The organism is Paenibacillus sp. BR2-3, assembly GCF_046529485.1.
Taxonomy (GTDB): Bacteria; Bacillota; Bacilli; order Paenibacillales; family Paenibacillaceae; genus Paenibacillus_AQ.
This window is the reverse complement of the sequence record NZ_CP126311.1, coordinates 3,152,300-3,169,321: the sequence shown is the minus strand read 5'-3', so window position 1 is coordinate 3,169,321 and position 17,022 is coordinate 3,152,300. Positions and strand designations below refer to the sequence as shown.

Here is a 17,022-nt window from a genome sequence, read left to right as displayed (position 1 = left end):
TCATAGTATTTACAGTTTGTGACACCAAAGTTTCGCTGTATAAAAGCAAAAAAGACCGGATTGTACTATAAGGTGTCAGTCTTGTTCGTATACTACGAATTGTCTTTACACAGGCGTATCGGTCTGCTAGGATTGGCTACAGCTAATTGTACAACTAGAAGAATAGAATTTAGTTGCACAATAAAACGTTAATGGATGGTGATCATTTTTGTCAACCCATATTGAACGTCTTACCACCATGAATAAGGCGTACCTATGGCATCCCTTTACTCAAATGAAGGACTACAACAACTCCGACCCTTTAATTATTGAACGCGGTGAAGGTATTAAGCTGTATGATATCCAGGGTCGTTCTTATTATGACGGGTTCTCGTCTGTTTGGCTGAATGTACACGGACACAACGTGCCGGAGCTGAATCAGGCGATCACGGATCAGTTAGGACGAGTCGCTCACTCTACGCTTCTCGGAATGGCGAATATACCTGCCATTGAACTTGCTGAGAAGCTGGTGGAGATAGCACCGAAAGGCTTAAACAAGGTGTTTTACTCTGATTCAGGAGCAACTGGTGTTGAAATCGCGATCAAAATGGCCTTTCAATATTGGCATAACCTTGGGCTACAGGGTAAAAAGACATTTATTACGATGAAGCAAGCGTACCACGGAGATACAATTGGCGCGGTTAGTGTAGGCGCAATTCCGTTGTATCATGACGTGTTTCAACCTATGTTATTTCCTTCGCATGTCATTCCATATCCTTATGCTTATCGCCATAAGGACGGTGCGGCGGGTGCTATGGAAGATACATTAACCGCTCTTCGCGTTTTACTCGAGACTCGTAGTGATGAGATCGCAGCGCTCATAGTGGAACCGATTGTGCAAGGAGCAGGGGGAATCATCGTCATGCCTCCAGGCTGTTTACGCGAGATGGCGGCGCTTTGCCGTAAGCATGATGTGCTTCTAATCGCGGACGAGGTAGCGACAGGATTCGGGCGGACGGGCGCCATGTTTGCCTGTGATCTGGAAGGTGTTTCACCTGATCTGATGGTTGTCGGAAAAGGCTTGACTGGCGGCTACTTGCCCGTCGCCGCAACGCTTGCGACAGATGAAGTGTACGGAGCATTCTATGCCGATTACGGAGAGCAGAAAACATTTTTCCACGGACATTCCTTCACGGGCAATCCTCTTGGCTGTGCCGTCGCTTTGGCCAGCTTAAAGTTATTCAAAGAGCGGAATATGCTAGAAGGAGTAATAGCAAAATCTTCATTTGTTGAGCAGAAGCTCGCAGCACTTAAGGAACGTCCGCATGTCGGTGAAATTCGGCAACAGGGCCTGATGATTGGGGTCGAACTCGTACGTGATAAGGGGTCGCGAGAACCTTATGATTGGGCAGATCGTATCGGGGTTCGCGCGGCCGCACGTGCGAGAGAACTTGGAATGCTTACAAGGCCACTTGGCCATGTTGTCGTATTTATCCCACCTCTTGCCAGCACGGAAGATGAGCTGGATTCCATGACGGATATTTTGGCAGCATCGATTGTTGATGTTACCGAAGGAGGATCAACGACTTGAGCAAAGTATGCGGATTGTTTGTGACCGGGACGGACACCGGCGTTGGGAAGACGATAGTGACGGCAGCTCTTACCGCTGCGCTACGTGCTGAAGGCCTGAATGCCGGTGTTTGGAAGCCCGTCCAGTCCGGTGCGCTACTTGGCAATGGAGTTACGGATGCTGAACGTTTGCTCAAAATCACGGGTATCGATGAGCGGCCAGAGGCCGTGGCGCCTTTTACTTTTCAAGAGCCGCTTACCCCTATGCTGGCAGCCAAGCATGCGGGCGTGACCCTTACGCTTAAGGAGATCATCGCCGCGGGGGGACCGCTAATCAAACGTTATGAAGCACTGCTCATCGAAGGTGCAGGTGGCGTAGCTGTACCGCTGACCGAGGATTCTCTCGTGATTGACTTGATCTCCGAACTTCGCATACCAGCTCTGATCGTAGCCCGATCCGGTCTCGGCACGATTAATCACACACTTCTGACAGTATCGTTCTTACGGCAACGCGGAATCCCGATCGTAGGCGTAATTTTAAACGACGGCGAATTCGCGGAACCTCATGACGATCCGAGTATTACGGAGAATGCAAAACTCATCGAACGTTACGGCGGCCTGAAAGTCCTTGGTCGGTTTCCTCGCTTGCATGGTGAGGCGAATACAGAAACATTGATACATATCGTTAGAGAAACGATTCAGTTAACGCCTGTCAGACAGGTATTTTTAATATAATCTAAAGGGATGATAGAGATGAAAACAATGGAAAACGATTTGCAGTGGCAATTGCTTGCCCAAAAAGCACTCAGTGGGGATTGTTTAACAGTAGAAGAAGGGCTTGCCGTATTGGAAAGTGATAATGACCAAATACTTTTACTGATGCAAGCTGCTTTTCAGGTAAGAAAACATTTTTACGGCAAAAAAGTGAAGCTGAACATGATCATTAACGCCAAAAGCGGTCTTTGCCCTGAGGACTGCGGATATTGTTCGCAATCCATCGTATCGACAGCGCCCGTAGAAAAATATTCGTTGCTCGACAAAGAGACGATACTAGCAGGTGCACGTGAAGCGATGGCTCGTAAGGCAGGGACTTATTGTATTGTTTCTTCTGGTAAGGGACCGACAGAAAAGGAACTGGATCAAGTGATGGAGGCGGTTAAAGAAATTCGTGCAACGATGCCGCTCAAAATTTGCGCATGCCTTGGAATTCTTAAGGGTGATCAAGCCGGACGTCTTGCTGCAGCAGGCGTACACCGATACAACCATAATTTGAACACAAGCAAAGAGAATTACCCATCTATTACCACAACCCATACCTACGATCAGCGTGTTGAAACGGTAGAAAAGGTAAAGACGCACGGCATGTCTCCCTGCTCCGGTGTCATTATCGGAATGGGTGAGACGAATAGGGAAATTGTTAAAATGGCTTATGCATTGCGCGAGCTTGATGCCGATTCGATTCCAATCAATTTTCTCAATGCGATTCCGGGAACTCCGCTTGAACAATCAGGCCGTACGCCGGCAATACAAGCGCTAAAGGTACTGGCATTATTCCGGTTCATCTGTCCGTCCAAAGAAATCCGTGTGGCAGGCGGTCGAGAGGTTAACCTTCGTACCCTGCAGCCTCTATCTCTGTACGCAGCAAATTCACTTTTTGTGGGCGACTATTTAACAACGGAAGGCCAAGACGTTTCGGCCGATCATCAAATCATTGAAGATTTAGGCTTTGAAATTGAGTTAAATGCGTTATAAGGTGGGCTGATCATGGATTGGTTGGAAAAAGAACTTGAAGTGTTGGAACTCGCATCATTGGAACGCCAATTGCGAGTTAGTGCTCCAGTTCTCGACAGGCCTGGTTATACGGTGCGCGGAGAACGAGTGCTGCTCAACTTGTCCTCGAATGACTATCTGGGACTGGCCCAACATCCTGCTATTATTGAAGCGATGCGCAATGCCCTGCTCATCGAAGGAGCCGGCGCTGGCGCCTCACGGCATGTGACCGGCAACCGGCCGCCATATATGCATCTTGAAAAAGCGTTGGCAGAATGGCAGAACTGTGATGCGGCACTTGTCTTCGCAAATGGATATATGGCTAATGCCGGTGTCATTAGCGCGCTTGTGAGCCGGGGTGATGTGGTTTTCAGTGATCAGTTCAACCATGCGAGCATTGTCGATGGCATCGCAATGAGCCGCGCTGAACATGCCCGCTACCGCCATAACGATATGGAACATTTGCGTACGTTATTGAATAAGCACCGTGATAAACGGCGTAAGTTGATCGTTACCGACGCCGTATTTTCAATGGATGGTGACCAGGCGCACTTGCTTGAACTCGCTGCGCTCAAAAAGGGATACGGTGCAATCCTGATGGTTGATGAGGCACACAGCGGAGGGATTTACGGGATGCGCGGGCAGGGGTTGGGCCTTGAGCTCGGGCTGGAGAATGATGTGGATGTTCATATGGGAACATTCAGCAAATCGTTCGGTGTCTACGGGGCTTATGTTTGTGGAAGCAGCATGCTAATCAGGTGGTTGGTGAATAAAGCAAGACCCCTTATGTACTCAACGGCCTTGCCACCTTCTCTTATTGCTGGTATTTCGAAGGCACTGGACCTGGTACAGACAGAACACTGGCGCCGTGAACGGCTGTTGACAGCAAGCGGTATTTTTCGTTCCTCGTTATGTAAGGCGGGTTTTAAGGTCGGTGAAGGAGATTCTCCGATAGTACCTTTAATCGTGGGTGATAACGTTACGGCCCTAAGATTCAGTAGTGCTCTAGAAATGGAAGGTATCGCAGCGGTAGCCATTCGTCCGCCTACTGTATCTGACGGTACAGCACGAATCCGCTTCTCCCTATCAGCAGCTCATACCTTCGAGGAACTGACAGATGCCGTTGGGCGAATTCGCAGCATTGGCATTCAACAGGGGGTACTGGATTCATGAGACCAGAGCAAAGCGGCACGATCTTATGGTTGACTGGATGGAGTATGTCGGATAGGGTGTTCGATCGTCTTCGTGACTTACTTCCTGACTTTAACCATGTTTCCTTAGATTACAGTTCTGCCGTTTCTTCTGAGGAAATATTGCATTTGACGGAAACGGCAGCAAAAAATATATTATCTTCTCACTCTGGTCCGCTCCTGATAGGCGGCTGGTCACTTGGCGGGTTATTGGCGTTGAGACTCGCGGCTCAAGAGTTAGCGGACGGCCTTGTACTGCTCTCAGCAACAGCGAGATTTACCCGTCCTAAAGAACAGACGGATCGCGGTTGGGCCGACGCATATGTTAGACAGATGATCACTGGAATAAGGAAAGATCGGCAAGCTATAGTAAACAAATTTTCGCAGACCGTTTTTATGGAGTCGAAATCAGAAATGGACCACAGGGAAATCCTCCCCCTCATTGGCCATTGGACAACCTCTGCGCTAATTGCTGGTCTTGAGATCCTCCGTGGTGTGGAATGCCTGTCCCGACTGCCGGAAATCACTTGTCCGGTTCTTCTTGTGCATGGTGCCGAGGATAAGATTTGTCCTTACGCAGCGGCAGAAGAGTTACTCTCGCAATTACCTCGGGCGAAGTTACTAACAATACCCGGCAGTGGGCATGCTCCGTTTCTGGGAAGGGAAACCCACTTGGCAGAATCACTGAGGAGTTGGTGGCATGATCAATAGAAAAACAGCTATAGGACGTCAATTTAACCGGAGCGCCGCAGGATCCTATGATATTCATGCCCATGTGCAGCGCATCATGGCAAATAAGCTTGTAAAATCTCTCGAAAAATGGACGTATGAGGGTGATTCCAATAGACCTGATATTCTCGAGATCGGTTGCGGTACCGGTACTCTGACCGAAATTGTTATAAACCAGTGGCCATGCTTGTCTATAACTGCACTTGACATTGCACCCACAATGATACTAGCGGCTGAACAACGTGTTAGGTCAAGTGCTGAAAACAATTTGTGCCACAACAACCGGCAACCGTCTTGCGTTCACTTTTTGCATGCCGATGTCGAAATGTGGGCAGCAAATGCTCCTTCATCCTCGTTCGATCTCATTATTTCTAACGCTTGCTTTCAGTGGTTGAGCCGTCCGAAGCAAACGCTAGAGCACCTTCACCGACTGCTTCGCACCGGAGGTTTGTTAGCATTCGCGACGTTCGGGCCGGATACGTTCCGCGAGCTGCATACGGCTTTTGATGCAGTTTATCGTGCTGGCGGCATGAAGCCCCAGCGGCACGGACTGTCTTTTCTAACTGCAGATCAGTGGAGAAATATGCTAGAGGAAACAGGGTTTTCAAATATCCAAGTTGAGCGTTTGCTTCAAACGGAAGAGCATGCTTCTGCACGGGATTTTCTTCTATCTGTCAAAGCGCTGGGAGCCAGCACTTCCGAAGCCGCCTCTTCGCACGGCTTCGGATCACGGCGGCTGTTCGCCAACATGTATAAAGAGTACGAAAGTAAGTTCAGCACCTCGGGAGGTGTCACTGCGACTTACGACGTTCTAATTATTCGGGCATCGGCAATCTGATAAAAATCTTGAGGGTAAATTCTTTAGAAGCATAAAGCAATAATGAACATGCCAAACATGAACATCAGTGACAGCACTTGATAAACCTCCAAAGCATCACAACCCCTCCTGGGAGACAACAAACTGATTTAAGGGACAACAAAAAGGCTTTCTTCACTATTGGTGAAGAAAGCCTTTTTGTTGATATATAAGATGAACTAAAGATAACGACAACAGGGTGAGAAGTAACTAGGGGAAGTTTGGAACATTAGGAGCGATAGAGACCGCTACGTTCAAGGTGCACAGGTCGATTTTTACATCAAGTTTTGTAGTTCGAATTTATATTGACGAAACAACTATGCAGTGTTATGTTTATGGTAATTAAAGGGCAATGCAGCCTTAGGGTTCAACCTCGTGTATACATGGGGTTGGGCCCTTTTTGCATTGACCCGGGAAAAGGAGAATGATACGAATATGAATTTAGAAGCTGTTTATCACCGTTCAAAGTTTAATTGGTCCTATGCTTATGACGATCGCACTCTTCATATCCGGATTCGGACGAAGAAAGCCGATATCAAACAGATTGATCTTCATTGCGGCGACAAGTATGGCTGGGACAAGACAAACACTGTTATCCCCATGGCACTATGGGTTTCCGACGCCCTGTTCGATTATTGGGAAGCAGCTGTGCAGCCTAAATTCCGCAGATTGTTTTATTATTTTGCCTTGAACGACGGAGAAAAAACGGCCTACTTGCAGGAGACAGGTTTGTTTTACGATCCACCTGTAGTCTTTTATGAAGGCTTTTTCGATTTTCCTTTCCTTAATCCCGCTGACGTGCATACGCCTCCGGCCTGGGTAAAGAAAGCGGTGTTCTATCAAATCTTTCCAGAACGGTTCGCGAATGGTGATCCGACTAACGATCCTGAAGGAACAGAGCAATGGGGAGGAAAGCCTACCCCATTTAATTTTTTCGGAGGGGACTTGCAGGGCATCATCGATCATCTTGAGTACCTGACCTCGCTCGGCATTAATGCGATTTACTTGAATCCGGTCTTCGAAGGAACCACCAACCATAAATACGATACCAAGGATTACTTCAAGATTGATTCGCATTTTGGTACGAATGACAAATTAAAGGAGCTAGTTAAAGTCTGTCATGAGCGAGGAATGCGCGTGTTGCTTGATGCGGTGTTCAATCATTGCGGTCACACGTTTGAACCCTTTGTCGATGTGATGAAAAATGGTGTTTCCTCTCCTTATGTCGATTGGTTTCACGTACGTGAATGGCCGCTCACGGTGAAGGATGGCGTACCGACTTACGATACGTTTGGCTTCGAACCGATCATGCCAAAATTGAATACGGAAAACCCTGAAGTGAAGGACTACCTGCTTAAGGTGGCAAAATATTGGATTGAGGAAGTCGAAATCGACGGCTGGAGACTCGATGTGGCGAACGAGGTTGATCATGCCTTCTGGAGGGAGTTCCGCAAGACAGTGAAGGATGTCAATCCGGATGCCTATATTCTTGGTGAAATTATGAACGACGCGCTGCCATGGCTACTAGGCGACCAATTCGACGCGGTAATGAATTATCCGTTTACGAAGGCATGCCTGGACTTTTTTGCACACGATCTGATCGGAGCAGGTCAGTTCGCCAATCGGCTCAGCGGGCAATTGATCGGCTATCCGAAGCAAGTGAATGAAGTTGCCTTTAATTTACTTGGCAGTCACGATACCTTTCGGCTGCTCACGTTGTGCGGGGGCAGCACGGAACGGCTGAAGCTCGCCACCTTGTTCCAGCTTACATTCCCAGGCGCTCCATGTATTTATTACGGTGATGAAATTGGTATGGACGGGGGGTATGATCCCGATAACCGCAAATGTATGGAATGGGATCCGCAGAAGCAGAACGGTGAATTACTTCAATTTTTCAAGCAGACCATCCACTTGCGACACAAATATTCCGCTCTGCAGGACGGAACGCTCACCTTTCTACAGGATCATGTGAACGAACGGAATTTAATCTACGAGCGCCGGGATGCTCAGGATCGGTTCGTAATTCTCATTAACAGTTCAAAAAGCCCCTCTACTTTCCGTTCAACCATAGCGGAGGAAGCCTGGATGGACATTGTGTCCGGTACACCAGTTACAACAGCACAAGGTCAATTGAGCTTGGAGCTTCCGCCTTTCGGTTATGCGATATTGCATACGCGGGATACCAGCAAATAATTAATCACACGTAACATTAGGAGGCTTATTATGCTAAGAAAAGAGTTGTTGCTTCAAAGGCTCGATGAAGTTGGGAAAGTGCTTGAAAAGAAAGGTAATGTTTTATTATAATTAGCACTTGGCTCTGTAGGTATTGAGACGGATCGGATAGATGAGTATTCGGATCTTGATTTCTTTGTAGTCGTAACGGCAGGTCACAAAAAGAGATCCCCGTAAAACCACCATACTTCCGTTGACCTTGTCATAAATTTCATGTATTATTATGGTAACAGATCCCACCACGCCTCTTAACAATGCGTACCAAGGTGGGCCTTTTGTTATTTAGGAGGAATTCAATGGATCATCAGGCTTCTCCGAAAATAAAGGCACCTGCAACATTCGAAAACCAGCTTCAAATAATGAAAAGTCGCGGTCTCACTATTGAAGATGAAGATATCGCAATCAGAGCATTACAACGGATCAATTATTATCGCCTGAGTGCATATGGATTAAGTCTTAAGAGGAATGACCAGTTTTTTCAAGGAGTTACATTTTCACAAATCCATGCACTATATGAATTTGATCATCGGTTTCGCTATTTAATTATGGACATGACCGAACAGGTGGAAATCGCATTTCGTACCCATATTTCATACCATATTGCTCATACATACGGGGTGTTGGGACATTTACAACCAGCACATTTTGAAAATGAAGGATATCATTTGTTTTTTGTTAATGAATTGGAAAAGGAAGTTAGGCGATCTCAAGAGATATTTATCAAACATCATTTTGATAAGTATGAGGGACTAATTCCTGTTTGGGTAGCTGTTGAAGTTCTTTCATTTGGTACACTTTCGAAGTTGTTCTCCAATATGAAGAATGTAGATAAAAATCATATTGCTAAGACGAATTATCAAGTTCCATCAGTCTATCTTGAAAGTTGGCTTAAATGTTTATCTTATATACGTAATATATGTGCTCACTATGGCCGACTATATAACCGAACACTCACAAGTAAGCCGAGATTGAATGATCGATCTAAAAAGTTGGGTATTCAACAAAACAAGATATTTGCTAACATTTATGTTCTCAAACAATTGATCCCCGACAGAGATAAATGGAGTGATTTTGTGATTCGTTTGGAAGCATTGATTTCTGGTTACGAAGAAGTCGTAGAGTTGGAACTAATAGGTTTTCCTGAGAATTGGGAAGATATTTTAATAAAGTAGAACTCGGAAAAACCTTCTTTTGATATCAAAAAAAGACGACTTCACATTTGGATTTCGAATGTAAAGTCGTCTTTTTAAATAGATAAAGGGTGTCCTTGGGCTATATTTTAGCCTATTAATTTCGGCTCTATCTTAGTGGTTGATTTAACGTGTGGATACAGCGAAGGGTGGAAGAACCCTCCGAACCCGTAGCGGCTTGGTTCACGAGCGGTCACCGTGGATTTTGGTTTTGAGCCTTAATTTCAGTTCCTTTTTAAATTGACTAGAATTCAATGTGATAAGTAGGAATGTGAATAAGTCGAGGGAATTTTTCATATTATCTCCTACTGCAAATCTGTTATTATGTGGAATTAAGGTCGGTTTCCCGAATGGAGGGCAGGAACACTTAGTTGGTAAAATGATGGAGTCAGAAAATAAACACATGCGGGGTAGAGGAGTAAATGAACAATAAAATCAAATCGAAATTATTAATCCTCAGTATCATTGGAATTTTTTTAATAGCTGCAATACCCTTGTTTTCGAGTCTTAAAGAAAAGTTATCTGTCGGTTCGCCGTCAAAAGTGGCAAATTTTAAAGTAATTACTTCCATGGCAGGCTTCGATCCTTATAAGATAAAGGCTAAGGCAGGGCAGACCATATCTATTGAATTGGTGAATAATGAAGACATCGAGCATCATTTCGGAAGTGATGAATTGAATTTTAGTTATAAGGTTCCTGCAAATTCTTCTGTAGTTGTAGAGCTGGTCGTAGACAAAGCTGGTGATTACCTTTTCTTCTGTGATGTATGCTGCGGCGGTAAAAAGAATCCATCTATGCAGGGAAGGATCGTTATTTCGTGAAATTAATGAAACCACTTGTGCTATGGACGGCCTTTTTAACAGTTCTCTTTATAGCAGCATTTACATTACAACAAAGCAGCATTGTTCCCGCGATAGCCGGCAGTACATTCCTCCTCCTCTTGGGTTTATTGATATTTGCCGGCGTATTGGACGGTTTTAATCCATGTGCCTTTAGTACGCTGCTACTTTGGTCGGGATTTTTAATTAACCGATTCGGTACACAACTTTCGGAAGAAGCAACTGTTGCTCAAAAACGAAGGTTTATCTTTGGCTATGTTTGGGTTTATTCCGCGGGTATATTTCTTACATATTTACTATTGGGCTTTGGACTTCTTTCCGTTAGAGATTTAATTCATGTGCATGATATCAGCTTGGTGATTCAATTTTTCGGTTTCATAGTGGTCATTCTAGGCGTCGTGATGTATATGGATTCATTCCGCAAGTTTACGGCTCATTGGGTTAAAATGCCTAAATTTCTATATCCCGTTGTAAAAAAATACAGCGAGCCTACAACAAAGCTTGCCGCTTTCGGAAGCGGGGTCGCCATTGGACTTTGCAGTGTTCCTTGCAGCGGTGCCATTTATATCGCGATCATATTAATTCTTCAGTCTCATTCCATTGTAGAGCGTTACACAGCACTACTCATTTATAATGTCGGATTCATAGCCCCTGTACTTATTTTTGCATTAATACTGACCGATAAGCGCCTGCTGCAGGTTCTTAGTAAAGATTTCGTAAAGTCTCGTGAGGTGATAAAAAGAGTGGTAGCGATAATAACGATAGTATTAGGATTGCTCTCCATATACCTGCACGGATAATTCTGTTCATTAATACCGAAAGCGTTCAGTACATATGTGATCGGGGACAACAAAAAGGCTCTCTTCACTTTTGGTGAAGAAGAGCCTTTTTCCTTCTGTTCTATAAGATTAAAGAACCTACGGCACCACTAAGTAATCCTAATGCTATGACAGATAAGAGTACGAACCAGACCACCCGGCGCGGATAAGAGTGGGTTACCATAAGCAAGGAAGGCAGGCTGATGGATGGCAGTGTGACCAGCAGGGCTCCTGCAACACCCGTACCGAAGCCGAAAGATAGGAACGTCGCAATAATCGGGATTTCAGCTGCAGTCGGAATGACGAACAACGTTCCGGCAATCGCGAAGATAACAACAGCGAGAATGCCATTCATTGCGCCTTCCCCAAGTGAAGGAAACAACCACGCACGCGCTGCACCGAGTAGAAGTACACTGATGAAATAGGCAGGAACCACGCTCAGCAGCATAGAACTTGCACTTTTTAACCAACGTGTTACCAGTGGTCCTTCAGCTTCGACTACGGCAACCTTATCAACCGTCTCGCCGACTGCTTTCGGAACCGTGGAATTACCGGCAAACCGGTTTGCAAAATAACTTACAGCGAGAGTTAGTATTAAGCCAAACACTACACGCATTAATGTGAATTTCCACGATAGCACGAAGGTCATAAAGATAAGCGTAGCCGGGTTAAGCACCGGATTTCCGAGCCAGAAGGCCAGGCTCGCACCTACGGAGACGTTCTTTTTACGCAGCCCTACAGCAATTGGAGCAGCACAGCAGGAGCACATCATACCCGGGATGGATGCGAGAGCGCCTAAAGCGGTGCTTTTGAAATTCGATTTACCAAGAGCCCGCAGCAGCCACTGCGAAGGAATAAGCACCTGTACCAATGAGCCCAGTAAAATACCAAGAACTGCTGCTTTCCACACCGATTTAAAATAGGCCATGGCATAATCCCACGCCGCCTGAACAGAAGGGTCAGGTGCAATGGCCTGGTCGCCGGTCAAAATGGAAGAACCGATGGTATGCTCGGTGGCAGCCTTTATGGCTTTGTGATAGTAGGGCCACCACTTGACATAAGATAGTCCAGCAACCGCGATCAATAAAAAAATTACCGCTAAAATAATTGCTTTTGTGCCGTCAATACGCTTATTGTCAAGCGAAGAGCCGTTAGAAACAGGTGACATAATTAGTGATACCCCCAATATTCAATAATTCTCAAGGCTATAATTATAGCATAAGGCAATAAGTGAAGTAACTTCATTTTTTTGTACTTTGTCAGCTACATCGTGTAAGATTAAGAGTGATGTTCATATCATACTAAAGGAGCTGGGCAATAATGTCTCAAGCTGAAACTATAAAGCTAACTTCATTATCTTCTAAAGGAGGGTGCGGCTGCAAAATCGGTCCGGCCGATCTGATGCAAGTTATACGCAGTTTGCCACCAACCGTACATAATCCCGATTTATTAGTTGGACTGGATACCAGTGACGATGCAGGAGTGTATCGTTTAAGTGATGAGCTGGCCTTGGTGCAGACCGTTGATTTCTTCACCCCGATTGTGGATGATCCCTATTCATTTGGACAAATTGCCGCAGCCAATGCGTTGAGTGACATTTATGCGATGGGCGGAAAACCGCTGACCGTCCTTAATATTGTTGCCTTTCCTATTTCTGTTCTGGACAAAAGCATACTCGGAGATATTTTGCGCGGCGCAGCCGATAAAGTTCAGGAAGCAGGTGCTACACTCGTAGGCGGCCATTCCATTGACGACAAAGAGCCTAAATTCGGATTAGCTGTAACAGGACTTGTTCATCCGGACAAAGTAAGAACGAACGCCGCCGCACGCGCGGGTGACAAGCTTATTTTGACGAAACCCATCGGTGTGGGAATCTTGACTACTTCCATTAAGAAGGACCAGCTGTCTCCAGAGGAGACTGCACGCCTTACGTCAGTAATGTCAACACTTAACAAGACTGCTGCTGAAATTATGGCCCCTTATGATGTTCATGCCTGTACAGACGTTACCGGTTTTGGACTGTTGGGACATGCTTCTGAAATGGCAAAGGGCAGCAGCCTGGGGCTGATTATCCGTCAAGACGCAGTCCCCATGCTTCCGCGAGTAAGAGAGCTTGCTGATAAGGGGTTTGTACCGGGAGGTACCAAGAACAACTTTGCCCATCTGGAGGGTTCCATTCTCTATCCGGAAGAAATGGATCAGATTGACCGCTACATTTTATGTGATGCAGTGACCTCAGGCGGACTGCTGATTTCCGTAGCCTCTGAACAAAGCGGACAATTGCTGCAGGAGCTTAAGGACGCTGGTGTGGAAGCCGCATGGATTGGAGAAGTAACCAATGACCATCCAGGTCAGATTAAGGTTATAACTTCTGCACAATAAGAATTGGAATCTGATCAGAGCATTGCTGAGGACAGTTAGAGATAAGAGGAGAGAGACTATTGTTTCAGGATATTACACTTGAAGAGTTAAGAGCGCTTAGAGACAGAAAGAGAATTACGGTCATAGACGTCCGGTCACCTTCCGAATATCAGGAATCAACACTGCCAAATAGTCTGAATATTCCATTATTTGATGATCAGGAGCGTGCGGAAGTCGGTACGCTGTATAAGCAGACCAGTGTTCAGGCCGCAAAGGATCGGGGATTGGAGATTGTCTCCGCCAAGCTCCCTGCTTTCATTAAAGAGTTCGGGGCGATTGAAGGGGAAAAGGTTGTTTTCTGCTGGAGAGGAGGCATGCGGAGCCGCACGACTGCAACCGTACTCTCCTTAATGGATATTCATGCATACCGGCTGACAGGCGGCTTCAAGGCTTACCGGAAATGGGTGCTGGATGAACTGGAGACTTATGACTTCAAGCAGAAGTCTTATGTTATTCATGGGAATACAGGTACAGGTAAAACCATGCTCTTGCACCGCCTGAAGGGTCTAGAGCATCCAGTACTGGATTTGGAGGGGATGGCAGGTCACCGGGGGTCCATATTTGGACAGATCGGGCTCCAGGCCAACAATCAGAAAACCTTCGATAGTCTGCTTTTGGAGGAACTGATTACTCTTGAGGATTCCCCCTACGTTCTGTTCGAAGCAGAGAGCAAAAGGATTGGCAAGGTTGTAATGCCCCAGTTCATGGCTCATCAAAAAGAAACCGGAACACAGATATGGATTGATATGCCGCTGGAGTCCAGAGTGAAGCAAATCCTTGAGGATTACAAGCCGGAATTATATAAAGAGCAATGCATCACTGCTTTTCGCAATATTAAGTCCCGGATTCATGTTCCGGTAGCCGCAGAGATCGAACGAACCCTGCAGGCTGATTTGTTCGGAGAGGCCGTAGCACTGCTTCTGGAGCATTATTATGATCCCAAATACGATTACACATCCGGCCAGTATGACGAAGCGGAACGCATTTCAATCTCGGCAAACAACTTGGATGAAGCCGAAGCTGCCGTAATCTCGTATTTGTCCAGCCAAGGCCACGTAACTGCATAGTTTAACTCATAGAGAACCCTAAGCCATAAAAAAGATACTGCCTTTGCATGTTCAAAAGGCGGTCTCTTTGTATTGTTAATTCGGTGAAAGGCTTTTAAAACTACATGCTTACTACAAATGAGAGTGCCAACAATTCCGCAGACCAGTCCGGCAATAGCCAGGCCGCGCTCTTGTTCATGGCGTATTTTAATTTCCTTCAGCGAGATGGATGCGAGGATAATGTCGATAATCCCGATCAGCAAGCCTATATACGGGACTATAACTGATAAGATATCGAGTACTAACGCGGCGACCGACTTGCCGTTCGTATGTATCGGAGTGGGTGAAGGTGGATAGTATTCCTGATATCCGTACGGTTGATTCTCATTCCCCCTAAAAGAATATGAGCGATTTTGGCAGAATGACTGGCTGCTTATTCGATATTATAATATTTCCAGAAAAGAGAGGCTCCACACCAATATCGGTTCTTGACGGAGAGGGATACTGAGTGGGGGGAAGTCAAATCCACAAGACCGTTTTGGCGGACCCAGGAGACGCTATCCGACTTGAAATACACCCGATTTCATATTTGGCGGACAGAGAAGTCCTTATTTAACTGAAAGAGGGCTATAGAAGGGATTGCAGAGTGTGCAGTAATTAGTACATTCAAGGAACCCCAGGCGCTGAAATGTTGCATAGAGTGCAGGAATAGGTGTGTACAAGGTACCTCAGGCGCTGAAATGTTGCAGAGAGTGCAGGAATTAGCGTATTCAAGGTACCTCAGGCGCTGAAATGTTGCAGAGAGTGCAGGAATTAGCGTATTCAAGGTGCCTCAGGCGCTAAAATGTTGCAGAGAGTGCAGGAATTAGCGTATTCAAGGTACCTCAAGTGCTGAAATGTTGCAGAGAGTGCAGGAATTAGCGTATTTAAGGTGCCTCAGGCGCTAAAATGTTGGAAGGTGTTGAATCCACGTATCCCCGCATGCAACCTTTTGTCAAGCACTCATTCTGGTGTTGAGCCAAAAGAGATACTGTGTATTTTTGCATAAAAGCTGTTTCGTTTCCCAAGTGTTAAATCAGATTGTGAAAAATCTAATTTGACAAGTGCTGCTATAATATATTTAAAAATTCAAGATTGCTGTTGATACAGCATCCGTGATCGGAGGAAGGTAACAGATGTCACAACCCATCGCAGCTGCTGCAGCCCAAACCGGAGGAGGAGGCTTATCCAAAGGTCTCATTATGATTTTGGCCGCAACCTCAGGACTTGCCGTAGCTAACTTGTACTATAACCAGCCGCTGTTGGCTGATATAGGGCGTACGTTCCATGCTTCCTCTAATGCTGTGGGCTATGTCTCGATGTTAACCCAAATTGGCTACGCGCTCGGAATGCTCTTATTCGTGCCTTTAGGAGATATCCGCGAACGACGGACATTAATATCCGCTCTCCTTATTGCAGTAGCGCTATCTCTGGTTGGCTTTGCAATTTCCCAGAGCCTCATATGGATGTATATCGCCAGCTTCGCTGTTGGTATCACAACCGTTGTTCCGCAGATTATTGTACCTCTAGCGGCGCAGCTTGCATTGCCGGAAGAACGCGGGAAGGTCATCGGGACGGTCATGAGCGGGTTATTGTTTGGTATCCTGCTCTCCAGAACGGTTTCAGGAATATTAGGCGATGCCTTCGGCTGGAGGGCTATGTATTGGATTGCAGCAGCTATGATGCTGTTATTATCAGTGATTTTATACCGTTTGCTGCCTGAGACCCGGCCCGAAGCCACTTCCTCGTATACAGAACTGCTGAAATCCATGGGTGAACTGGTACGCAAGTATTCGACACTTCGTGAAGCGTCACTAATAGGCGCTTGCATGTTTGGTGGCTTCAGTGTGTTCTGGACCTCGCTGGCTTTTTTTCTGGAGGGACCTCCTTACCACTACAGCAGCTCGATTGCAGGGTTGTTCGGACTTATCGGTGTAGCCGGGGCAGCTGGCGCTCCTGTTATTGGACGGCTGGCGGATAAGATCGCGCCGAAGAAGATCATCGGAATCCTCATCATTCTTACAGGAGTCTCCTACGGATTGTTTGGGTTGTCCGGTCTGTCCATCTGGAGTCTGGTTGCCGGGGTAATTATATTGGATTTGGGAGTACAGGGAACGCAGGTTAGTAATCAAGCGCGGATCTACGCACTGGAGCCGGCGGCACGCAGCCGGATTAACACGGTATTTATGGTTAGCACATTTGCAGGCGGCGCCATTGGATCTACGCTGGGGAGCTATGCCTGGCAGTCATGGGGCTGGATTGGCGTATGCTGGACCGGCGGAACGTTCATTGCTGCTGCTTTCATCATTTGGGGGATACATCGATTTTACAAGTAGACGGAAGT

At 46.3% G+C, this 17,022-nt stretch carries 16 protein-coding genes; 13 read left to right on the top strand and 3 right to left on the bottom strand.

What is annotated here, in order from left to right:
• Positions 1 to 238 precede the first annotated feature (238 nt).
• The 6 genes from bioA to bioC are packed head-to-tail and all read left to right on the top strand — an operon-like array spanning position 239 to position 6,075.
• Entirely contained in the window at positions 239 to 1,570 is a 1,332-nt protein-coding gene (bioA, locus tag PaeBR_RS15040; RefSeq protein WP_410515196.1) for an adenosylmethionine--8-amino-7-oxononanoate transaminase, read from the top strand.
• Positions 1,567 to 2,283, top strand: a complete 717-nt coding sequence (gene bioD, locus PaeBR_RS15035; RefSeq protein ID WP_410511375.1) for a dethiobiotin synthase — start codon at positions 1,567 to 1,569, stop codon at positions 2,281 to 2,283. Before bioA ends, bioD begins: the two co-directional genes overlap by 4 nt.
• Before the next feature lie 27 nt (positions 2,284 to 2,310).
• On the top strand, positions 2,311 to 3,300 hold the full coding sequence (gene bioB / locus PaeBR_RS15030; RefSeq protein ID WP_410515194.1) for a biotin synthase BioB: 990 nt from the start codon (positions 2,311 to 2,313) through the stop codon (positions 3,298 to 3,300).
• 12 nt (positions 3,301 to 3,312) lie between these two features.
• On the top strand, positions 3,313 to 4,491 hold the full coding sequence (bioF, locus tag PaeBR_RS15025) for an 8-amino-7-oxononanoate synthase (protein WP_410511374.1): 1,179 nt from the start codon (positions 3,313 to 3,315) through the stop codon (positions 4,489 to 4,491).
• The gene (locus PaeBR_RS15020) at positions 4,488 to 5,219 is read left to right on the top strand and encodes an alpha/beta fold hydrolase (RefSeq protein ID WP_410511373.1); all 732 of its coding nucleotides are present in this window, start codon (positions 4,488 to 4,490) and stop codon (positions 5,217 to 5,219) included. Before bioF ends, PaeBR_RS15020 begins: the two co-directional genes overlap by 4 nt.
• Positions 5,209 to 6,075 (top strand): malonyl-ACP O-methyltransferase BioC, encoded by an 867-nt coding sequence (gene bioC, locus PaeBR_RS15015; protein ID WP_410511372.1) that lies wholly within the window; start codon positions 5,209 to 5,211, stop codon positions 6,073 to 6,075. The genes PaeBR_RS15020 and bioC overlap by 11 nt, the downstream gene beginning before the upstream one ends.
• A 23-nt stretch (positions 6,076 to 6,098) precedes the next feature.
• Here the strand turns inward: bioC and PaeBR_RS15010 are convergent, their stop codons facing one another.
• Entirely contained in the window at positions 6,099 to 6,167 is a 69-nt protein-coding gene (locus tag PaeBR_RS15010; RefSeq protein ID WP_410515192.1) for a putative holin-like toxin, read from the bottom strand.
• 361 nt (positions 6,168 to 6,528) lie between these two features.
• Here PaeBR_RS15010 and PaeBR_RS15005 point away from each other — a divergent pair, with 361 nt between their 5' ends.
• The 4 genes from PaeBR_RS15005 (at position 6,529) to PaeBR_RS14990 (ending at position 11,154) form a co-directional block, all read left to right on the top strand.
• Positions 6,529 to 8,286 (top strand): alpha-glycosidase, encoded by a 1,758-nt coding sequence (locus PaeBR_RS15005; RefSeq protein WP_410511371.1) that lies wholly within the window; start codon positions 6,529 to 6,531, stop codon positions 8,284 to 8,286.
• Between the two features lie 335 nt (positions 8,287 to 8,621).
• A complete protein-coding gene (locus tag PaeBR_RS15000; protein ID WP_410511370.1) occupies positions 8,622 to 9,497 on the top strand; it encodes an Abi family protein in 876 nt (291 codons plus the stop codon).
• A 440-nt stretch (positions 9,498 to 9,937) separates the two neighbouring features.
• Positions 9,938 to 10,336 carry a cupredoxin domain-containing protein gene (locus PaeBR_RS14995; RefSeq protein WP_410511369.1) on the top strand — a complete coding sequence of 133 codons (399 nt, stop codon included), beginning with the start codon at positions 9,938 to 9,940 and terminating at the stop codon, positions 10,334 to 10,336.
• A 5-nt stretch (positions 10,337 to 10,341) separates the two neighbouring features.
• Positions 10,342 to 11,154, top strand: a complete 813-nt coding sequence (locus tag PaeBR_RS14990) for a cytochrome c biogenesis CcdA family protein (protein ID WP_410511368.1) — start codon at positions 10,342 to 10,344, stop codon at positions 11,152 to 11,154.
• A 100-nt stretch (positions 11,155 to 11,254) separates the two neighbouring features.
• Here the strand turns inward: PaeBR_RS14990 and PaeBR_RS14985 are convergent, their stop codons facing one another.
• Positions 11,255 to 12,340, bottom strand: a complete 1,086-nt coding sequence (locus PaeBR_RS14985) for a permease (RefSeq protein WP_410511367.1) — start codon at positions 12,338 to 12,340, stop codon at positions 11,255 to 11,257.
• Between the two features lie 152 nt (positions 12,341 to 12,492).
• Between PaeBR_RS14985 and selD the strand changes: the two genes are divergently transcribed.
• Both selD and mnmH read left to right on the top strand, forming a co-directional pair.
• The gene (gene selD, locus PaeBR_RS14980; RefSeq protein WP_410511366.1) at positions 12,493 to 13,554 is read left to right on the top strand and encodes a selenide, water dikinase SelD; all 1,062 of its coding nucleotides are present in this window, start codon (positions 12,493 to 12,495) and stop codon (positions 13,552 to 13,554) included.
• A 59-nt stretch (positions 13,555 to 13,613) separates the two neighbouring features.
• On the top strand, positions 13,614 to 14,660 hold the full coding sequence (gene mnmH, locus PaeBR_RS14975) for a tRNA 2-selenouridine(34) synthase MnmH (RefSeq protein ID WP_410511365.1): 1,047 nt from the start codon (positions 13,614 to 13,616) through the stop codon (positions 14,658 to 14,660).
• Here the strand turns inward: mnmH and PaeBR_RS14970 are convergent.
• On the bottom strand, positions 14,543 to 14,902 hold the full coding sequence (locus PaeBR_RS14970) for a DUF4190 domain-containing protein (RefSeq protein WP_410511364.1): 360 nt from the start codon (positions 14,900 to 14,902) through the stop codon (positions 14,543 to 14,545). The genes mnmH and PaeBR_RS14970 overlap by 118 nt on opposite strands.
• Positions 14,903 to 15,814: 912 nt before the next feature.
• Here PaeBR_RS14970 and PaeBR_RS14965 point away from each other — a divergent pair.
• A complete protein-coding gene (locus PaeBR_RS14965; RefSeq protein WP_410511363.1) occupies positions 15,815 to 17,014 on the top strand; it encodes an MFS transporter in 1,200 nt (399 codons plus the stop codon).
• The last annotated feature ends 8 nt before the right edge of the window (positions 17,015 to 17,022 follow it).